General features: G+C 42.2%; 17 protein-coding genes. 11 read left to right on the top strand and 6 right to left on the bottom strand.

Annotated elements, in window-relative coordinates; translation table 11 throughout:
* Nucleotides 1-17: 17 nt before the first annotated feature.
* The 4 genes from LBQ60_20910 to dapF all read right to left on the bottom strand — a co-directional run bounded on the left by LBQ60_20910 (nucleotide 18) and on the right by dapF (nucleotide 3,605).
* Complete coding sequence (locus LBQ60_20910) at nucleotides 18-365, bottom strand: P-II family nitrogen regulator (protein MDR2040384.1); 348 nt, start codon at nucleotides 363-365, stop codon at nucleotides 18-20.
* Between the two features lie 18 nt (nucleotides 366-383).
* The gene (locus tag LBQ60_20905) at nucleotides 384-1,079 is read right to left on the bottom strand and encodes a hypothetical protein (GenBank protein MDR2040383.1); all 696 of its coding nucleotides are present in this window, start codon (nucleotides 1,077-1,079) and stop codon (nucleotides 384-386) included.
* A 355-nt stretch (nucleotides 1,080-1,434) separates the two neighbouring features.
* Nucleotides 1,435-2,688, bottom strand: a complete 1,254-nt coding sequence (locus LBQ60_20900) for an LL-diaminopimelate aminotransferase (protein ID MDR2040382.1) — start codon at nucleotides 2,686-2,688, stop codon at nucleotides 1,435-1,437.
* 86 nt (nucleotides 2,689-2,774) lie between these two features.
* A complete protein-coding gene (gene dapF, locus LBQ60_20895) occupies nucleotides 2,775-3,605 on the bottom strand; it encodes a diaminopimelate epimerase (GenBank protein MDR2040381.1) in 831 nt (276 codons plus the stop codon).
* A 543-nt stretch (nucleotides 3,606-4,148) separates the two neighbouring features.
* On the opposite strand from dapF, the gene LBQ60_20890 reads away from it, so the two are divergent.
* The 7 genes from LBQ60_20890 to LBQ60_20860 all read left to right on the top strand — a co-directional run bounded on the left by LBQ60_20890 (nucleotide 4,149) and on the right by LBQ60_20860 (nucleotide 12,141).
* Nucleotides 4,149-5,942 (top strand): von Willebrand factor type A domain-containing protein, encoded by a 1,794-nt coding sequence (locus LBQ60_20890; GenBank protein ID MDR2040380.1) that lies wholly within the window; start codon nucleotides 4,149-4,151, stop codon nucleotides 5,940-5,942.
* Nucleotides 5,943-6,071: 129 nt separating this feature from the next.
* A complete protein-coding gene (gene nagA, locus LBQ60_20885) occupies nucleotides 6,072-7,238 on the top strand; it encodes an N-acetylglucosamine-6-phosphate deacetylase (GenBank protein ID MDR2040379.1) in 1,167 nt (388 codons plus the stop codon).
* Between the two features lie 14 nt (nucleotides 7,239-7,252).
* Entirely contained in the window at nucleotides 7,253-7,735 is a 483-nt protein-coding gene (locus LBQ60_20880; GenBank protein MDR2040378.1) for a dihydrofolate reductase, read from the top strand.
* A gap of 151 nt (nucleotides 7,736-7,886) precedes the next feature.
* The gene (locus LBQ60_20875; GenBank protein MDR2040377.1) at nucleotides 7,887-8,876 is read left to right on the top strand and encodes a class I mannose-6-phosphate isomerase; all 990 of its coding nucleotides are present in this window, start codon (nucleotides 7,887-7,889) and stop codon (nucleotides 8,874-8,876) included.
* 136 nt (nucleotides 8,877-9,012) lie between these two features.
* On the top strand, nucleotides 9,013-10,344 hold the full coding sequence (locus LBQ60_20870; GenBank protein ID MDR2040376.1) for a glucose-6-phosphate isomerase: 1,332 nt from the start codon (nucleotides 9,013-9,015) through the stop codon (nucleotides 10,342-10,344).
* Between the two features lie 268 nt (nucleotides 10,345-10,612).
* On the top strand, nucleotides 10,613-11,047 hold the full coding sequence (locus tag LBQ60_20865; protein MDR2040375.1) for a hypothetical protein: 435 nt from the start codon (nucleotides 10,613-10,615) through the stop codon (nucleotides 11,045-11,047).
* Nucleotides 11,048-11,406: 359 nt separating this feature from the next.
* Nucleotides 11,407-12,141 (top strand): carbonic anhydrase, encoded by a 735-nt coding sequence (locus tag LBQ60_20860; GenBank protein ID MDR2040374.1) that lies wholly within the window; start codon nucleotides 11,407-11,409, stop codon nucleotides 12,139-12,141.
* Nucleotides 12,142-12,318: 177 nt separating this feature from the next.
* Here the strand turns inward: LBQ60_20860 and secDF are convergent, their stop codons facing one another.
* Complete coding sequence (gene secDF / locus LBQ60_20855; GenBank protein MDR2040373.1) at nucleotides 12,319-15,369, bottom strand: protein translocase subunit SecDF; 3,051 nt, start codon at nucleotides 15,367-15,369, stop codon at nucleotides 12,319-12,321.
* Between the two features lie 107 nt (nucleotides 15,370-15,476).
* A complete protein-coding gene (gene folK, locus LBQ60_20850; GenBank protein ID MDR2040372.1) occupies nucleotides 15,477-15,962 on the bottom strand; it encodes a 2-amino-4-hydroxy-6-hydroxymethyldihydropteridine diphosphokinase in 486 nt (161 codons plus the stop codon).
* A 216-nt stretch (nucleotides 15,963-16,178) separates the two neighbouring features.
* On the opposite strand from folK, the gene LBQ60_20845 reads away from it, so the two are divergent.
* The 4 genes from LBQ60_20845 to LBQ60_20830 are packed head-to-tail and all read left to right on the top strand — an operon-like array spanning nucleotide 16,179 to nucleotide 20,127.
* The gene (locus LBQ60_20845) at nucleotides 16,179-17,207 is read left to right on the top strand and encodes an FAD-dependent oxidoreductase (protein ID MDR2040371.1); all 1,029 of its coding nucleotides are present in this window, start codon (nucleotides 16,179-16,181) and stop codon (nucleotides 17,205-17,207) included.
* A gap of 16 nt (nucleotides 17,208-17,223) precedes the next feature.
* A complete protein-coding gene (locus LBQ60_20840) occupies nucleotides 17,224-17,565 on the top strand; it encodes a 4Fe-4S dicluster domain-containing protein (protein ID MDR2040370.1) in 342 nt (113 codons plus the stop codon).
* 5 nt (nucleotides 17,566-17,570) lie between these two features.
* Nucleotides 17,571-19,355 (top strand): 4Fe-4S dicluster domain-containing protein, encoded by a 1,785-nt coding sequence (locus tag LBQ60_20835; protein ID MDR2040369.1) that lies wholly within the window; start codon nucleotides 17,571-17,573, stop codon nucleotides 19,353-19,355.
* 4 nt (nucleotides 19,356-19,359) lie between these two features.
* On the top strand, nucleotides 19,360-20,127 hold the full coding sequence (locus tag LBQ60_20830) for an MBL fold metallo-hydrolase (protein ID MDR2040368.1): 768 nt from the start codon (nucleotides 19,360-19,362) through the stop codon (nucleotides 20,125-20,127).
* Nucleotides 20,128-21,101 lie beyond the last annotated feature (974 nt).

Below are 21,101 nucleotides of genomic sequence, written 5' to 3'. Positions count from 1 at the left end.
ATTGTTTTTGAAAGTGATTATTTGGCATCATATAGTGAAATGTCTCCACGTTCACCGGTACGGATGCGGATGGAATCATCAATGGTTGAAATAAAGATCCTTCCATCTCCGATTTCACCGGTCTGAGCCGTTTGGAGAATTGCGGAAACCGTTTTTTCCACATTTATGTCACGTACCACTATAACAAGCATGGTACGTTCAATATAACTGGTATCGTACACTACACCACGATAAATCCTTTCCTGATGTGTCTTACCTACACCACGTACACTATAATAAGAGAACCATTCGATATCTGCTTTCAGTAAAGCTTCTTTCACATCCTCGAACCGGCTTTTGCGTATAATTGCTTCTATCTTTTTCATTTTCTTTTCATTATAATATTAGAAACTAAATCCGAATACAAGGAATACATCTTCCTTTGCAGGATTGAAAGTTAACTGAGTAAAGACAGGCAGCGAAAAGCGTTCGGTGATACTGATCTCTTTGGATGCAAGCAGTGAAATATTGGTGATTGCGAATCCGTCTGTCGCATGGGCATATCCTGCAGTATACATGACATCGCTTTTCCACGGGCTGAAGCCGAGTGACGCCGTTAAGTCAATACTTTTGATGGAGAAAGAATAACCGGCTTCGATATAGGTAGAGAAAGCCCTCTGGATATCTCCATCATCGTCCGGGTATTTGTCCTGAGCTCCGGCTACCATGGTATTCCACGATAAGCTGAGACCGAATCCGAATTCATATCCCAGGTTCACTTCCAGCATGTGGGATGACGAATCTTTTTTGAACCGGAAATAATCATAAGCTTCTTCGCCGTTCCACCAATAATCGGATAATCCGATACTGAAGCCTCCGATAGAATAGCCGAGGGTCAGGTCCACTTCCTTGAGTCCGAACCCGCCCACATCTACGCTTCCCCATGTCCCGATGGAGAAGCCTCCTACCGATAATCCCATACTGGGTTGAATACTTGTTCCGGCACAATGGGATCCGCGCCATATATATGAACTGACAATATCAGCTCCTAATGAATAATCGACTTGCGCTTTACTTGTTAAGGGAGCAACAAACATCATCGTTGTTATGAATAATATTGAACATGATTTGTTCATGATTTCTAAAAATTAAAGTTGAATCTTAAACCGAAAAAATTGATAATAATAGGTATATTTTTCCGAACGAATACTACGCTGGGCTTGGCAGTCATTCCTTTTTTATATGTCCGGATAATACAAGGGATATAATCCATCGTCTATCAGGCTATTCCCCGGAATCAGTTCATCCCCCGTAGGGGTTCTTTATCCGCGGATACAATTGAAAATCCAGTTTTAACTTTTTCATGACATTTTATTTATCGATGAACTATTTCACTTCCTAAACTTTATAACTTTCCGACTTTATAAACTTTATAAACTTTTTAACCTTCTAACCTTATGAACTTTCTGACATTCTAACTTTATGAACCTTTCCTTTCATTCTATTTATTGCTTCAACAGTATCTTCCCGCTTTCCAAATGCAGTGAGCCTTACATAGCCTTCCCCGCTTTTCCCGAAACCTGAACCCGGAGTACATACAATTTCCAGCTTTTGCAACAGAAAATCAAAATAATCCCACGATGACTTTCCGTCAGGTACCTGCAACCAGATATAAGGGGCATTTATACCGCCATATACTTTCATTCCGCATTGCTCCAATCCTGTCCGGATAATTTTTGCATTCTCCATATAGTAATCGATGGTCTCACGTACCTGTAGTTTACCCTCGGGTGAATAAACCGCTTCTGCCGCACGTTGTACAATATAAGCCGTACCGTTGAATTTCGTCGATTGGCGACGGCGCCATAATTCATTCAAAGAAAAAGTTTTTCCTGTATCGGAATATCCTTTTAACTCTTTCGGCACCACCGTGTATCCACACCGGAGTCCGGTAAAACCAGCTGTTTTTGAGAAACTACGGAATTCTATAGCTACTTTTTTGGCTCCTTCAATTTCATAGATGCTGTGTGGAACATCTTTTTCAGTGATGAACGCTTCATAAGCTGCATCGAACAGTAGCAACACATCATTTTGAACGGCATAATCGACCCATTTTTTCAGTTCACTTTTGGTTAGTGTGGTTCCGGTAGGATTATTGGGATAACACAGATATACTACGTCCACACGCCTTTGCGGAAATTCAGGGACAAATTTGTTCGCCGCCGTACATGGCAGATATTCAATACCATTCCACATAGCATCCTCCCATTCACCGGCTCTCCCGGCCATCACATTGGTATCTACATATACCGGGTATACCGGGTCGGTCACAGCCACCATATTATCGGTGCTCAATATATCCCCGATGTTTCCCGTATCACTTTTAGCGCCATCACTAATGAAGATTTCATCCGGATCAATACTTACCCCACGGGCTTCAAAATCGTTTTTTATAATGGCATCGATCAGGAATGAATAACCCTCATACGGAGCATACCCATGCATAGTTGCAGCATCGGCCATTTCAAGAGTTGCTTTCTGCATGGCTTCAATAACTGCCGGAGCCAGCGGTCGCGTAACATCACCGATACCAAGAAAAACCAGCTTGTTTTCGGGATGTGATTTTTGGTAGACATTCACTCTTTTGGCAATCTCTGCAAATAGATAATTGCCGGCTAACTTCAGGTAATTTTCGTTGATTAAGGCCATGCTAACTTTTGACTTTATGAACTTTTTGACTTTCCAACATTCTGACTTTCTAACTTTATGAACTTTTTGACTTTCCAACGTTCTAACTATTCTATTTCCCCATGAAACACAGTAATGGCATCACCGGTCATATATACATGGTTATCGCTTTCACGCCATTCTATCTCAAGGTCTCCACCTAATAAACTGATCGTCGCTTTTCGTTCTGCTTTCCCATTAAGTACTGCGGCAACAAGTGCAGCACAGGCACCTGTCCCACATGCCTGGGTTTCGCCGGCTCCACGTTCCCAGACCCGCATTTTCAGGTGTGTAGATGAGATACACTTCACAAATTCGACATTGGTGCGTTCAGGGAAAATAGGATAACACTCGATTTCAGAACCTATCCTCCTCAATGGAAAATAATCGATATTGTTTTCAAAGATCACTGTATGAGGATTTCCCATAGAAACACAAGTGATCAGGTGTGACCCCGAAGGAAAATAGACCGGAGTCGCGATTATTTGTTCTTCCGGTAATGCCACCGGTATTCCTGTTGATCTCAGGACAGGTTCCCCCATATCTACGCAAACCTTTGTTATTTCCCCGTTTTCAGGAAAAAGCCAGAGTTGTTTTATCCCTGATAAGGTTTCCAGTGTCAGATGTGTTTTTCCGGTCATACCATGTTCGTAAACATACTTTCCGACACACCGTGAAGCATTACCGCACATCTGAGCCTCCGAACCGTCGGAATTAAACATGCGCATACGAAAATCACAAATCTCGGATGGCATAATCAGCACCAGACCGTCAGAACCTATTCCTTTATGCCTGTCACTGTAGCGAACGGCAAATTCCTCGGGTCGGCTGATCTGTTCCCGCGAACAATCCACATATATATAATCATTACCTGAACCTTGCATTTTTGTGAATTTCATAACCGTTTTCTTATTTTTACTACATTATCAAAACAACAATGCAAATAAAGATAACATTTTTTCAAAATCACAATATTTTAGATAAAATAAAGTTAAAAAATCAATTTTAGTTATAATTTAAAATTAATTTACAATTTTGAATAACGTATTGAAAGTAACTTCAAATAAATACAATAGAATTTCTTTCAAATTGTAAAATAAGCGGTAATTGCCGCCAGAAGGCTCTTTCGAATGAAATAAAGAGTAAATCAAAAGAACTAAGAAACTATCTCAAAATTACCGGTTTATTTCTCTATTTTTCATTTAATACATATAGATATTACTCTTCCTCCAAAAACGAGGTTACGTGAAAATAATTCTAAATTTATAATCCAAAATATGAATTTACTCAACACTTATATCTAAAATCAACACACAACCAACTAATCAACAACAACTTACTTAAAAATATATAAAAATTTCTCCGGATTTATGGAATACGACATAACATTGCATCTATATAGAAAAATAATGTCGAATTTAAAATTCAGAGCTATGAAAACAATGAATGCAAAAACAAAGTGGGCCTTTTTATGGATAATATTATTATTCGGATTTCATCTAAGTGCCCAGACAATGACAGTCACAGGTCGGGTTACGGATAAAAGCGGCGTATTACCGGGGGCAAGTATCATCGTAAAAAGCACCCGGACTGGTACTGTGAGCGACATCAACGGATTGTACAGTATCCAGGCAAAAAAGGGAGATATACTGGTATTTTCTTTTGTCGGATATCAGACACAAGAAGTCATAGTCATAAAAAGCACGCATGATGTCCATATGAAAGAAGCAGAAGCACAGCTTGATGAAGTAACAATAGTAGCATTCGGCACACAAAGAAAAGCATCTGTAATAGGTGCGGTAATGCAACGTAGCATCCCCATGCAGACTGAAGAGTATGCTTCATTCGGGGAAAACAGGTTTAAAAATGCACTGGATGATCCGCTATCTACTTTCTCCATTGATGTGGATGCTGCATCATACAGCAATATGCGCCGTTTTGTCAATCAGGGGCAAATGCCTCCGAAAGACGCCATCCGCACTGAAGAACTGGTGAACTATTTCAGCTACAACGATACAAAACCCAATGGCAAAGATCCGGTACACATCACTACAGAGATCGGGGAATGTCCCTGGAACACTTCCCATCGTCTCGTCCGTATCGGAATCAAGGCTAAAGAAATTGAAAGCGAGCATCTTCCTGCCAGCAACTTTGTTTTTTTGATCGATGTATCCGGCTCCATGTTTGGTCCGACACGTCTCGATCTGGTAAAATCATCATTAAAATTACTGGTCAACAATCTGCGTGAAAAAGACCGAGTTGCTATCGTAGTGTATGCCGGCGCTGCAGGAGAAGTGCTGCCTTCGACACCAGGTTCCGACAAGCAGAAGATCCGTGATGCCCTGGACGGACTTACTGCCGGGGGGTCAACGGCCGGAGGAGCCGGGATACAACTGGCTTACAAGATTGCTAAAAAAAATCTGGTTAAAGACGGCAATAATCGTATCATTCTTTGCACAGACGGAGATTTCAATGTCGGAGTATCCAGCAACAAAGATCTGGAAAACTTGATCGAGGAAGAACGGAAGAGCGGTATCTTCCTGACAGTACTGGGTTACGGAATGGGTAATTATAAAGACAGCAAAATGCAGACCCTTGCTGAAAAAGGAAATGGCAACCATGCTTACATAGATAATCTCCAGGAAGCCAACAGGGTGCTGGTACAGGAATTCGGTTCCACCATGCATACTGTTGCCAAAGACGTAAAATTACAGATCGAGTTCAATCCGGGAAAGGTACAATCCTATCGTCTGATCGGATATGAAAGCCGCTTGCTGAACAAGGAAGATTTCAACGATGACACCAAAGATGCCGGAGAAATTGGTGCCGGACACAGTATCATTGCTTTTTATGAAGTGGTTCCGGTCGGAGTACAAGGACCAGGCAGTGTGGATGACTTGAAGTACCAGTCAAACACGAAAAATACGAAAATCAAAAGCCAATCATCGGACCTGCTCACCGTAAAATTACGTTATAAACGTCCTGATGAAGGGAAAAGCCATAAAATGGAAGTAGCGGTGATTGACAATGGAAAAAATAATGTCTCGGATGATTTCCGGTTTGCTGCAGCCGTGGCTATGTTCGGGCAACTGTTACGCAAATCTGATTTCAAAGGCGATGGAAGCTATGAAAAAGTGATCACCCTGGCCGAATCCGGATTGGGAAAGGATCCTAAAGGATACCGCCGTGAATTTGTAAGAATTGCGGAAACGGTAAAATCATTGGACAACGATTGATCAACATGATCCCAAACAGACACACTACATGCTCACCAACAGTATGTAGTGTGTCTTTTGTTATTCTACATTCAGACATCCGTGTGATCCGGTGTTTATTTCTTACCTTTGCGGATAAGAACACCCGATATGACAAAAACCAGCATCAACCATATCCGCATCGTTACCGAAGACCGGACCATCAACAACGGATCGATCATTTTTGAAGATGGTGTCATCACCGGGATCAGTGACAATCCGGAAGCACATGACATACGAAATAAGATTGACGGTAGCGGGCTGACAGCCATTCCCGGATTTATCGACACCCATTGCCACGGAGGTAATGGTGCAGATGCTAATGACGGTACAGTCGGATCGATAGAAACACTGGCTAATTTCCACCTGAGACATGGGGTCACCGGAATGTACGCGACATTGGCTACCGACGATTTCAATAAGATCATCAAAGGATTTGAGATCATCAGGGAATACATGCATAAAAATCCGGAAGGGAATATTCTGGGAGCACATCTTGAAGGCCCTTTCCTGAACATTAAGTATAAAGGAAGCCAGTCTGAGAAATATTTTATTCCTTTTGATGAAAAATACCTGCCTGTCATCAACACTTATAAGGATATCATAAAACGCATTACGCTCTCTCCCGAATTAGAACACCACCTGCAACGCATATCAGAACTTACCGGGATGGGAATAGTCGTATCCGGAGGACATAGCGATGCCGACTATGACCTGATGCTGGAAGCAGCTGCTCTTGGCATGAATAGTGTTACCCATCTGTACAATGCCATGTCGCAGGTACATAAGGAAGGGCCATTCAGGATTTGCGGAATGACAGAAGCCGCGCTTACGCTGGACACGCTTTATGCTGAAATTATTGCTGACGGCTATCATGTACCGGTTCCGCTGATCCAAATCGCTTATCGCTGTAAAGGAGCGGATAAACTATTGATATGTTCCGATGCCAATGGCGCGTCGGGATGCAAAGACGGAGGTGTTTACCATGTATATGGACACACTTTCATTGTCGAAAACGGAATTGCATTGAATGAGCAACGTACATCCCTGGCTGGATCTGTCACTCCGCTTGATGCCATGTTCCGGAACCTGATCACCCTGGCTGGTATCCCTTTGGAAGATGCTGTAAAAATGGCGTCAACAAATCCCGCCAAAATGATGGGGATCGACCAGAGAAAAGGTTCCCTGAAAACAGGAAAAGATGCGGACATTAACCTGTTAGACAATGAATACCGGCTTGCCAAAACTTTTTGTAAAGGAAAAGAAGTAAAATACTAAATCTATCATTGAATATGATCTCTGCCATTGTCGCTATCGATGAAAATAATGCCATCGGATACAATAACCAGTTACTCACCCATCTCCCTAATGACCTGAAATATTTTAAACGCACTACGCTCGGGCATCCGGTAATCATGGGACGGAATACTTATGAATCTTTACCGGTAAAGCCTTTGCCCGGAAGAAAAAATATTATCATCAGCAAATCTTTCTCCGAAGCACCGGGCAGTATTGTGGTATCTTCTATAGAGGATGCACTGGAACAATGCGATGATAGCGAAGAATGCTTCATCACCGGTGGGATGCAAATATACCGGCAAATGATGCCCTATGTACAGAAGTTATATATAACACGCATACATCACCGGTTCGAGGCGGATGTATATTTCCCTGATATAGATCCGGATATCTGGCAGTTACAATCATCCGAACGTCACGAAACAGACGAAAAACATCCTTATGCCTATTCATTCGAAGTATATCTGAGAAAATAAGAGCCCACTGTACCAAAGTTTTGAAAACCTTGAAAATGCAGAACATCATTGATTTTGTTTCCTGAATATTTTTGTAAAAAATGATAGTTTCATTAATTTTACATCCACATTCTTGAAAGGTTTTATTACAAATAATCCGGATCTCAACATCATGTCTACAGAACAATCTTTATATCCTTTAAAATTTACGCCCATATTAAAAGAACGTATTTGGGGAGGCGATCGCTTACATACTGTTTTAGGGAAAAAGACAAAGACGGATCATTGTGGGGAAAGCTGGGAATTATCCGGTGTATCAGGTGACATCTCGGTGGTTGAAAACGGATTCCTTAAAAATAATAATCTCCAGGAATTGATTGAAATTTATATGGGCGACCTGGTAGGAGATACCATTTATGATAAATTCGGCATCGAATTCCCTGTACTGATCAAATTCATTGATGCACAGGATGATCTTTCGATACAGGTACATCCGGATGACCAGTTAGCTGCTGAACGGCATAATTCGTACGGGAAAACCGAAATGTGGTATGTGATGGAAGCCGATAAGGACAGTAACCTGATTGTCGGCTTCAATCAGAAAATGGACAAAACTACCTATCTCAGAGCGCTGGACGAAAAAAAATTAAAAGACATCATGAATGTGGAAAAAGTATCCAAAGGTGATGTCTTCTTCATTCCTGCAGGCAGGATACATGCCATCTGCAAGGATATCCTGGTCGCCGAGATCCAGCAGACATCCGATGTTACCTATCGAATTTATGACTGGGACAGGATAGACTCGGACGGAAAATCACGTGAATTGCATACCGAACTGGCAGTTGATGCGATCGACTATTCTTACCATGATCATTATAAGACCCAATACCGGAAAAAAGAACAGGGAACTGCCGAATTGGTGAAATGTCCCTATTTTACCACGAACATAATCAGTATCAGTCAATCCATGGAAAAGGATTATCAGGCTATCGATTCGTTTGTTATCTATATCTGCACATCCGGAAGCTGTTCCATAGAATACGGACCGGGTAAAATAACGGATATCCGCAAAGGTGAAACCATATTATTACCTGCTGTGCTCAAAAACATCCGTTTGATTCCATCGGAACCAACGGAAATACTGGAAGTATTCATTGATTGACAAAATATTTTATTAAGTAATGTCAATTAATGACATATTTAAATGAACGTAACCAATTTGATCAATCTAGCTCAAGAAAATAATAAATAGCACTGAGTGCTTATCTGAAAATAAAGACCATTTAATAATCATTAGTATGAAGCTGAATATCGAAAAAGTCACTGATTTCGTATCAAAAGAAAAAATATATGCCAATAAGGATCAGGCATTGGGATATGTAAAAGCCCTGTATGAAAAAACCGGCAAGGGAAGCGATTTCCTTGGATGGGTAGACCTCCCTTCCTCCATCAAAGATAAAGACTTTGCCGCCATTGAAGATGTAGCCTCTTTTTACAAGAAAAATGCCGAAATAGTAGTGGTGATAGGCATCGGTGGATCTTATCTCGGAGCTAAAGCAACATTGGAAGCTTTGTCCGATAATTTCTGGCAAATGAAAGAAAATGAAAGCCCGAAAGTTGTTTTTGCCGGACAAAACATCAGTGAGGACTATTTATATGAATTGCTGGATTTGTTGGAAAACAAGAAATATGGTATTGTTGTTATTTCAAAATCAGGTACCACCACTGAACCTGCCGTTGCTTTCCGCATACTGAAAGACCATCTGGAAAGTAAAATCGGTAAGGAAAAGGCCAAGGATTATATTGTTGCCATCACTGACGAGAAACGTGGCGCTCTGCGGACACTGGCTGTACAGGAAGGTTACCGTACTTTTGTGATTCCTGATGATGTGGGTGGCCGTTATTCGGTGCTTACCCCTGTCGGATTACTGCCTATTGCCATCGCAGGATTCAATATCAGGGAACTGGTGCAGGGAGCCGTGGATATGCAGAAAGCGACAGGCCCGGAAGTTCCTTTTGAAGAAAATATAGCGGCTATTTATGCGGCTACCCGCAACGAACTTTACAAAACCGGAAAGACCGTTGAGATACTGGCGGGATACCATCCTAAGTTACTCTATGTTACCGAATGGTGGAAACAACTATACGGGGAAAGCGAGGGCAAGGAACTTAAAGGCATCTTCCCTGCAGGAGTCACCCTGACAGCTGACCTCCATTCAATGGGTCAGTACATCCAGGAAGGATTGCGCATCCTCTTTGAAACGGTCATTTCTGTTGAACGCACAGCCCATAAATTACGCATCCCCAATGATCCGGCAAACCTTGACACCCTTAATTTCCTTTCCGGCAAACGGATCGATGAAGTGAATAAAATGGCTGAATTGGGAACCATGCTGGCACATGTTGACGGAGGTGTTCCCAATATCCGTATAGAAATACCGGCCATCAATGAATACAACTTAGGGAAACTTTTCTATTTCTTTGAAATTGCATGTGGTATCAGCGGTTACCTGCTTGGTGTCAATCCATTCGACCAACCTGGTGTGGAAGCATACAAAAAGAACATGTTTGCATTACTCGATAAACCCGGTTATGAAGAAGAAAGTAAAAAGGTAAAGGCCAGACTATAAATCGTCGGATATTAAAATTTTGAAATAAACCCTAAAAGTTGTACAACTTTTAGGGTTTATTTCTATAAAGCTTAAAGTCAATACTATTTCACCCAACAAACCAACCTGATCCGATGTCCTAACGCACATTTTGGAGGTATCTGAATACCAACTTCACAGTATTTAAAAGGAGTGTAGGTATATATAAAAAGCATATATTGTAAAATAAATCATTACATTTGTTAAAGACTTTTAGTTATTAATATTGCAAATAAAAACTGTGTGAAATATGATGAAACAAATAATACCTCTAGCGTTTTTATTACTTATCTCGTGTAGCCAATCTAATAAAAAAGATGATGCCCGTGTCACCAGTGCATTGACATTTGTAAACAACTATATAAAAATAGACGCTTCATCGCCTGAAGATCTTGAAGCATGGTTCAAATCGTCCAATTTGGTCACAGAATCTTTTAAAACTGCGTATAAAAGAGTAATTGATAAAGGGTGGGAAATGGATTCCGAACTGGGACTTGGTTTCGATCCCGTAATTAACGGACAAGACCGCCCAGATGAAGGATATGAGTTAGATTATATTAACGACAAGGATAATTATGTTTTTTTAAAGGGGAAGGGTCAGGAACAATTTAAACTGGCCGTTAAGGTTATAAAAAAAGACAATAATTGGTTAGTCGATGGATCAGGGATAGTCAATATGCAATAAAAACTTAATTTTTGTCCTTCAAGCTGGGTAGTCAAGGAGGTATAAAGTGGTATTATAAGTAAAAAGGCCACTATGCGCAAGTAATTTGTGTCTCACTGAGTCTAAAATCAAATATTCGGTCCTCCGGAAAATAATCAGACATCATCTTTTTAATTTTATTTCCATATCTGAAAATACGTAATTTACAATAGATAGAACGAATATGGTTTTCGTTCACAATGGTACAGATATATCACGAATTCATCTCTCGAGCATGCCTAAATTTTATTGATTATCAACCACAACACATTTCTTCGGCACTCTTTTTGATGTAGCATAGATTACAAAAAATCTTAACATAGAAACTTAATAAAATGATCATGAAAAATTTATTGATTGTATTCATTGCCGTATCGGCTTTATTATCCTGTAACGGATCAAATACAAAAGTGGTTGAAATTGATAAGGAAGAAATCCTTGACAATACAATTCTCACAGCAGATCAACAGGCTAAGCTAACGCCCGATCAGGTAATTGAAATCCTGAAAAGGGGAAATGATGACTTCACCCAAAATAATCTGATCGTACGGAATACCACCGAGCGGGTAAGGGATGCTTCATTAGGGCAATATCCGAAAGCTGTCATTCTTTCATGCCTGGATTCACGCGTCCCGGTAGAAGATGTGTTTCATCGCGGAATAGGAGATATATTTGTGGCACGCGTTGCAGGAAACATAGTGAACCCTGATATTCTGGGCAGTATGGAGTTTGCCTGTAAAGTGTCCGGATCCAAGCTGGTACTCGTACTGGGACATGAGTACTGCGGCGCCATCAAATCGGCAATTGACGATGTGGAACTTGGAAATATCACCACACTGCTTGATAAGATAAAACCGGCTGTTGAGCAGTCCAGATCGTCTTTTCAAGGAGAAGCGAAATCATCCAACCCGGAATTTGTCGAAGCAGTTTGTCATACCAATGTTGAACTAATGGTGAAGGAAATACGGAAACAAAGCCCAATACTGAAAGAAATGGAAGAAAAAGGGGAAATCAAAATCATCGGGGGCGTATACGATATGCATACCGGAAAAGTCGACTTTTATGAAAATCTGTAGTTAAAAATGAAGATAACTTCATAGAATCGGAAATAATAATACCTACAGGGAGTTATCCCATATAAATATTTTTCTGTTATGAATAAACCCAGGCTTTACCAGACAGAAATATTAAAAAACAGAAAGCTGCCTAATTTTATTGTTTAGGCGGCTTTCTGTTTTTGATCTCAATCGAGATTATTTCTTTACTTCCTTTTTGTTTTTTCTATTCATTAAATCAAATACAATCGGAGCGGCCGTAAAGATGGAAGAATAGGTACCGACCATAATACCAACCAGCAGAGCAAACGCAAAACCACGAATCATTTCTCCCCCGAAAAGGAAGATGATGAACAATACAAACATGGTTGACAGCGAGGTATTCATGGTACGACCCAATGTACTATTAATAGCAGCATTGTATGTCTCTTTCATCGAACGTTTCGGATAAAGCGTCACATATTCACGGATACGGTCGAAAATAATCACCGTATCGTTGATCGCATAACCGATGATGGTCAGGATAGCTGCTATAAAATGCTGGTCAATCTCCATGGAGAAAGGCATCACCTTATACAACAACGAATACAATCCGATCATAATGGTTGCTACAAAGAAGAGGGAAGTGACGGCAGCCAATCCAAACTGCCAGTTCCTGAATCGCATGAAGATATACAGGAAGATCACCATCAACGACAGCAATACCGCAATCACGGCATTACGCTTGATATCATGGGCAATGCTTGCTCCTACTTTTTGCGAATACATGATATGATCCGTACGGAATTGCTCAATATCCACATTATCACCCAGTAAATATTTAGAACCTTCATACAAACGTACCAAAACAATACTGTCGACATTACCGGTTATTTCATGGTTCAATTCTTCTTCCATCAGGTAATTCGTTGTTATTTTCACCTGATTATCAGAACCGAAGGTTTTTACTTCCGGAGAACTGTTCTCTAATGCATCCCGTAAAGAAGACTGCAGTTCTACGGTATTTACAGGATCGTTAAAACGAACGGTATAACTACGTCCACCGGTAAAGTCAATCCCCATATTAAATCCCTGGAATATGATGGACAATAAAACTACGGCCACCATCGAAAGTGATATAATATAAGTTTTCTTACGGAAATCTATGAAATTGAACTTCGCTTTACTGAATACATTGGCTGTAGCCGGAATGGAAAACTTGATATTTTTGTTCCTGTCCAGCATCCACTCAAAGATCAGGCGGCTGATAAAGATAGAACAGAACATAGAAGTGAGGATACCCAAAACCAAGGTAGTGGCAAATCCCTGAATAGGCCCTGTTCCAAAGAAATATAATACAACCCCTGTCAGAAGCGTAGTAACGTTACCGTCAATGATCGCAGAGTATGCATTTTTATATCCGTCGGATACTGCCAGCCGCAACCCTTTACCCGCTCGAAGCTCTTCCCGGATACGCTCAAATATGATGATGTTGGCATCATCCGCCATACCCAGCGTCAATACGATACCTGCAATACCCGGCAAAGTGAGCACGGCTCCCAGTGAAGCGAGCACACCCATCAGGAAGAACATATTTACCATCAAAGCGATGTCTGCAACCACACCGGCACTACTGTAATAGAATGCCAGATAGAGCATCACCACTACCAATGCCATAATGAAAGAGATAAACCCGGCGCGGATGGATTCTTTTCCTAAAGTAGGACCGACCACTTCATCCTGGATAATGCGGGCTTTCGCCGGCAATTTTCCTGATTTCAAAATATTGGCAAGGTCCGTGGCTTCATTGATCGTAAAATTACCGGTAATCCTTGATTGTCCTCCCGTAATTTCCGTCTGAACATTAGGTGCGGAATAAACGTTGTCATCCAAAACAATGGCTATCGAACGGCCAATATTTTCCTTGGTCATCCGGGCCCATGTCTGGGCGCCTTCTTTGTTCATCGTCATAGAGACTTCAGCTGAAGAGCCTCCCTGATCGGCGAAATTAGCAGATGCTGTAGTAATGGCATCGCCACTCAACGGAGGGCGTCCATCACGTCCTGTCTGCTTGATGGCATGTAATTCAAAAAAATCCGTGTCGCGTTTTCTTTGAGGATCATTAGGATCTTTCATCGGCTTTACTGCCCACAGGAATTTTATGTTACGAGGCATCAGGTCACGTACCTGAGCCATAGAAAGATAACGATTTACCTGAGCCGTATCTTTTATACGAGCCATCCCAACAATTGATCCCGGCATAAGCTGATTCTGGGATACATTGGGACTCAACACTGAAAATAAAGGAAAATCCTTCATTACATCACCCTGTAATGCTGCAGTATCGGTAACGGTAGTACCTTCCTGACTCAACCGGTCAAGTAATCCACCCTGGGAAGAAGTATCCTGTACAGATGCTTCTGCTACCGGCTGCTGAACGGAAGAAGTTGCTTGTGTTTCTGTCTCCGGTGTCTCCAGAGCAGCTTTGGCATCTTCTATTTCTTTGATCTTTTCATTGGCCTGTAACAGATATGGGTATACTTCCGAATTATCGTAAGTTTCCCAGAATTCGAGATTCGCAGATCCCTGCAATAACTTACGGACCCTTTCAGGCTCTTTCACACCCGGTAATTCTACCAATATCCGACCTTTGGTCTCTAACTGCTGGATATTAGGTTGTACTACCCCAAACTTGTCAATCCTTGTACGGATGATATTGAAAGCATTATCAATGGCACTGTTTGATTCATTACGTATGATACGAAGCACCTCTTCATTGGTCGCGTCAAATTTGATCTTATCGCCCATTTCAGGAGTACGGAATATCGCTGCCAAACGGGCATTGGGATCGATTTCACGGAATGCCCTTCCGAAAAGGGTGATATAATCTTCCTGGCTGTTTTGCTGCATCTGGGTAGCACGGGTAAGTGCCTGCTGAAAAGTCGGATCCGGATTGTAATTCGATAAGGCCTTGACAACATCAGCCACCGATACTTCCAGAATAACGTTCATCCCTCCCTTCAGGTCGAGGCCCAGGTTGATTTCCCGCTCTTTACATTCTTTATACGTATACTTACGTAACCCCAGAAAATTATAAACTTCTACATTGGATATGGAATCCAAATATTTTGCTTCTTTGTTGTAGTCACCAGCTGCATATTCTTTAGCCGCTTTTTCAACAGTATAAGTCTTCCAGGTAAACAACAGTTGATACAGGCACACCAATGCCATCGCTATAGCAAATGCCCTGATAATTCCTTTATTGCGCATTGTATCCTTTTATTATATAATGTATGGTTTCATAAAAATTGAGCGCAAATATATAGCTTTTTTTTAAGCTACGGAAGCATTTTAATAATTAAGGGAAAAAAGTCATATCAATCCCATTTCCGTACCGTCAAAACATCAGTACATTCTTCCTTCAGAACATGGATCGTCCGGTCTAAAACAGGATGTACCCAATCCGGTATCAGATCCGATAAAGGTTGTAACACAAACATGCGTTCAGCCATATGAGGATGGGGAACTACCAGATCCGGAAGATGGATCTGTTCTTTACCATAAAAAATAATATCGATATCCATGGTCCGCGCTTCATAATCTCCAGAGGTACGGATTCGCCCCAATGCAGTCTCTATTTCCTGGATCTTTTCAAGTAATATATGTGCATCCAGCAATGTGAGCAATTCCACAGCCTGATTCAGGAACCAGTCAGGGTGATCGAATCCCCACGGTTCACTTTCATAGATCGAAGACAACCGGTTAACCTTCCCGCAATTCGCCCCCAATAAGGATATACTACGTCTCAAATACGCTTCCCTGTCTCCGATATTACTTCCCAGCAACAGATATGATTTTTTCATGATGCAAATGTAAGATTTTCAAAGGCATTGCTAACATTTTATTGTTAAAGTTTGAAGGGAAATTATTATTTCACTATTTTTGAACCTGATTTTTATCATTTAAGTATGACAAAAAGACCTCCGAAAAATTGCCGGATGCTGTATTTTTTCAGGATGATAGGTAACCACCAGTTATGCTGATGTGGGTTTTAAAGGAGTCGTTTAAAATTTTGACAAATGTATGATGTTGCCGTTATAGGTGCAGGTATTGCAGGGATAGAAGCCGCCACCCGGCTTTCTAACATGGGACATGAAGTAATACTTGTTGAGAAAGAAAAAGAACCGGGAGGCCATGTTGCCAACTGGGACCGGTTGTTCCCTTTTCAAAGAAACGCTGCGCTGCTTTCCGGAGAATTGGTCGCTGCTGTTGAAAAAACACCGGTAAAAATACTTACCGGAACCTCTGTGGCCGATATTCAGCCGGACGGACGGAATTTCCGCATCTGGTTGTCCGACGGACAGGGAGTCACAGCATCATCAGTGCTCCTGACTACAGGATTCCGGCTGTTCGATGCCCACCGAAAGGAAGAATACGGCTATGGCATCTATGATAATGTGATCACGTCTTCCGACCTCGAGAAAATGTTTGCATCCGGAAATCCGGTAACTACCAGCAAGGGAAAAGAGCCCAAACGTGTCGCGTTCATTCACTGTGTCGGTTCCCGTGACGAAAAGGTCAATAACCGCCATTGCTCCAAGGTCTGTTGTGCCACGGCCGTGAAACAGGCTTGTGAAATAAAACAGATGTACCCCGAAGCGGAAGTATACTGCTTCTACATGGACCTGCGCATGTTTGACCGTCATTTTGAAAATATGTACCTGGAAGCCCAGACCAAATACGGGGTAATGTTCGTCCGCGGACGCTTATCGGAAGCTGCCGAAAGTATTGACGGACAGGTCACCATCAAAGCGGAAGATACTTTAATGGGGAAATTATTAAAAATATCCGTCGACCTGGTGGTGTTGATGTCGGGTATGGAAGCGCCCGATGAAACAGAAGAACTGGCACGTATGCTGGATATTACCACCGGTAAAGACCGTTTCCTGAATGTAGGCGATGAATATTTGCAAAGCAACTATACCCGGCAGAAAGGGGTATTTGTTGCCGGGACATGCACAGGACCGAAAACTATTCCGGAAACAATGGCCGACGCCAGAGGAGCAGCTATTGCCATATCCGAATACCTGAAGTCTTCCCCAAAATAATTTTGAATCACACAGGATGAAACCGGATTTCGGATATAGCATCAACCAAAGCCAGAAAATTGACCTGGACCAGACACCAAAGGATGTGGCTGCTTTCGTGCTTCGCTTTGAGCCATCCTTCGCCATATGTATCGGATGTGGAACCTGCATGGCCACCTGTTCTGCGGGCCATTTCACTCATTTTAACCTGCGGATGGCACAACTGATGGTCATGCGTGGCCAGATCAAAAAAATCCACGAAGATATTGAAAAGTGCATGCTTTGCGGCAAATGCCAGATGCTTTGTCCGAGAGGCGTCAACACCCGCAATGTAGTACTGGCCATCCATCGATTCACCCATCCCCTATCCCGAACATAACATACATGCGCGAACGTTTTATATATGATCCTTTTGTCCTGCCTTTCATGGCCGGATTTATCTATATCCTGATCTATCTTTTTGCAGGAATCATCAAAACCGTCAAAGAACTGCCTTACGAAGACCGGAAAAAGCTAGGGAAAAGCATTTTCAGTCGTAAGATATTTGTTTCCATTAAAGAGATCTTCATCGAATGCCTGATCCACAGAAAAATATGGAAAAGGAACCCCGTTCTGGGTTACATGCACATGAGCATTGCTTTCGGGTGGTTCATGCTGATCATACTGGGGCATCTTGAAGTTCAGTTATATTGTCCGGACAGGGTCAAACTGCCTTATTTCCCGATCTTCTTCCGTTATTTCATGATGGAAACCGAAACCACGCTCAAGGGATCGCTGTTGTTCTTCCTCATGGACTTTTTCCTTCTAATGGTGCTCACAGGGATTGGTTTAGCGATCTACAAACGTATCAATTCACGTTTGATGGGTATGCGGCGTACCACCAAGTTGAAAATCGGGGATTCGATAGCGGTTTACACCCTTTGGGCCATCTTTCCATTACGCCTGCTGGCCGAAAGCTTTACCTCCGGCATCAGTGGCGGCAGCTTCCTTACCCGTGGATTTGGACTGGTCTTTGAATCATTCGTCCATAACGAAGCCCTGATCCGGCCGATGTGGTGGGCTTATTCCATTGCCTTAGGCGCTTTTTTCTTTGCACTGCCCTTTTCACGTTTCATGCATATCCCTACTGAAATACTGCTCATCGTATTACGGAATGCCGGCATCAAGAGTAGAAAGACCAATGCGGGATATGGCAATATCGAGTTATATTCCTGTTCCCGTTGCGGTATCTGTATCGATGCCTGCCAGATGTCTTCAGCAGCACACCTCGACAGGAAAACAACCGTCTACTTCATGCGTATGCTTCGGGATGAAAAAGGGAATATTGAAGAGGCGGCACAGCAATGCCTGATGTGCGGACGTTGTGTAGATGCCTGTCCTGTGGGTATCGATTCATGCCGTCTGAAGCAGAATGTCCGCCGTTCCGGTTCTTTCCACAGTCCGCAACAATACCAATATATTCCTCCGGCCGAAACCATCCGGACCGATGTGTTGTACTTTGCCGGTTGCATGAGTCATGTTACTCCCGGCATAGAAAAGGCCATGCGTACCATTTTTGAAAAAGCAGGCGTCAATTACCGGATGATGGATGAAGGAGGCGGTATCTGCTGCGGCCGTCCGGTCATGCTACTGGGACAGGAAGAGTCAGCAGCGGTATTGATCCGGAAGAATACGGACATCATCCTGCAATCCAATGCTAAACTACTGGTGACATCGTGCCCTATCTGCTTCAAAGTGTTCAATGAGGAATATGACCTGCCGATACCGGTGATGCACCACACCCAGTATATCGAACAATTACTCGATACGGGAAAAATCTCCGTCAATCATACCGGTCTATCGGTCGTATACCACGACCCCTGTGACCTGGGCCGTAATTCGGGAGGTATCTACCAGCCGCCACGACAGGTATTGTACCAGGTCGCTTATGTGATGGGTAATCCTAATGAGCGGGAAAAATCGCTTTGTTGCGGGGCAAGCGTAGGTAACGCGGTACTGACGAACGACCAACGCAGGAAAATAGCCCGGGACGCACTGGAAAAACTGACTGAAGAACATCCTGATATATTGGTAACCGCCTGTCCGTTATGCAAAAAGACATTTGCAGGAGCAGGAACACAACAGGTGGAAGACATCGCCCAGATCGTGGTAAAAGCAATGGACCAATAGGCGCATGATAGAGATATGTGCCATAGCATCGGGGAGTAACGGTAACTGTTACTATATCGGGAATGAAGAAAGTGCCGTCCTGATCGATGCCGGCATCAGTTGCCTGCGCATCATGGAGCGGATGAAACAGAAAAACCTGAACCCGGAAAAGATAAAGGCTGTTTTTATCTCACATGAACATACCGATCATATCAAAGGGGCAAGGGTATTCTGTAAAAAAAACGGCATCAGGGCATACATGACCGAAAGAACCTGGCAGGGGTCGGGCATCAGTGACCGCCCCGGGGATGTTGTTTTTTTCGATCCTGGCGATACCATAGAAATAGATGCATTTACGGTATATACCTTCCTGAAAAAGCATGATGCCGCCGAACCCTGTAGTTTCAGGATCAATTACCAACACATCAATGTGGGGGTTTTTACAGATATCGGTGAAGCCTGCGAAAATGTGTCCTGCCATTTCAGGCAATGCCAGGCCCTTTTCCTGGAGAGTAATTATGATGAAGATAAACTATGGACGGGACGATACCCTTATTACCTGAAAAAAAGGATCGCTTCTTCTCATGGACACCTGTCAAACCTACAGGCATTGGAACTATTGAGAGCACATCATCATCCCGATTTACAGATGGTATTACTTTCCCATCTTTCCGAGGAGAATAATGCTCCGGAACTGGCCCTCTCTACTTTTCAACCTTTTAAAGAACATTTTTCGATTATCGCAACGGACCGGTACGCTTCAGGGAAAGTATATCGTATTGTTGGTTCGTAGCATAGCTCCGGCTTTCATGAGCCTATATGAAATTCGTTTATTGATTACTAACAGCGTGCATATGCTCCTGTATTTGAGTATTCGAAAACTTATCCATATTTCACTTTTTTATAAGGGCAACAAAATTACACTATTAAAGTGCATTTTTTGGTATTTTTTGCACTATCATAGGGCATTATTGATGTGAGAGTAGATTTATTTAGCTAATTGTTTAAAAATATACCATACATATATGGAATCATTTTTTTACTCTTCTTTTTCTTGATAAAAAGAAGCAAAAATCAAGGCTTGCTTCCTCAGCGACCAGCCACTGCACGCTACGGGACGCCGGAAGGACTCACCTAACGGCTCAGACAGCTTCCGGCTTGCCCCTTCACTTTGCAGGACTGGTGCCCGCTTCCGGAAGATCAGGCCTCCCAAGTGTAACACCACTGTATGAGCAGGAGAACAGAAAATATGATAATGGAAACTAATTATGAACATCTACTTAATAGAAATAGACGATAGTTTTAAGACAGGTATGCTTCTGGTTGATCAAATAAGTCTCGTATATCTATCATATTTTAGTTAGTATCTGATGTTACGTAATAATCCGCTTGGGTTATCTATCAGCATGATCATTAAGCATAGGAATGATTTTAATAATATTGCTTTCAAACATCAAGATATCAAGGACTGTAAGTCCGTTTTAATTTAGCTCGACGGCAACGCCCCGGGATATTGATCATTTTTGATTCTCCGGGCTGCAAGCCCAGGTTAACTAATTAACCTGGGCTTGCAGCCCGCTTTGTCCGAATTCGTTTTCATTTCCCAAGGCTGAAGCCATTGGGTTAAAATAACCTGCCATTTCATGGCGAAACGCTTATTTTTGGAATAAAAATCCAGTCTCTGCACAACATCAGTTAGTATTTCTAATGACAAAAATAACTCCTTCAGGAAAGAATAGCAGCCGGGGTCTTTCAAGTTCTGTATTC

It is taken from the genome of Bacteroidales bacterium (genome assembly GCA_031275285.1).
Lineage (GTDB): Bacteria > Bacteroidota > Bacteroidia > Bacteroidales > UBA4181 > JAIRLS01.
This window is presented reverse-complemented; position numbering and strand designations above follow the sequence as displayed.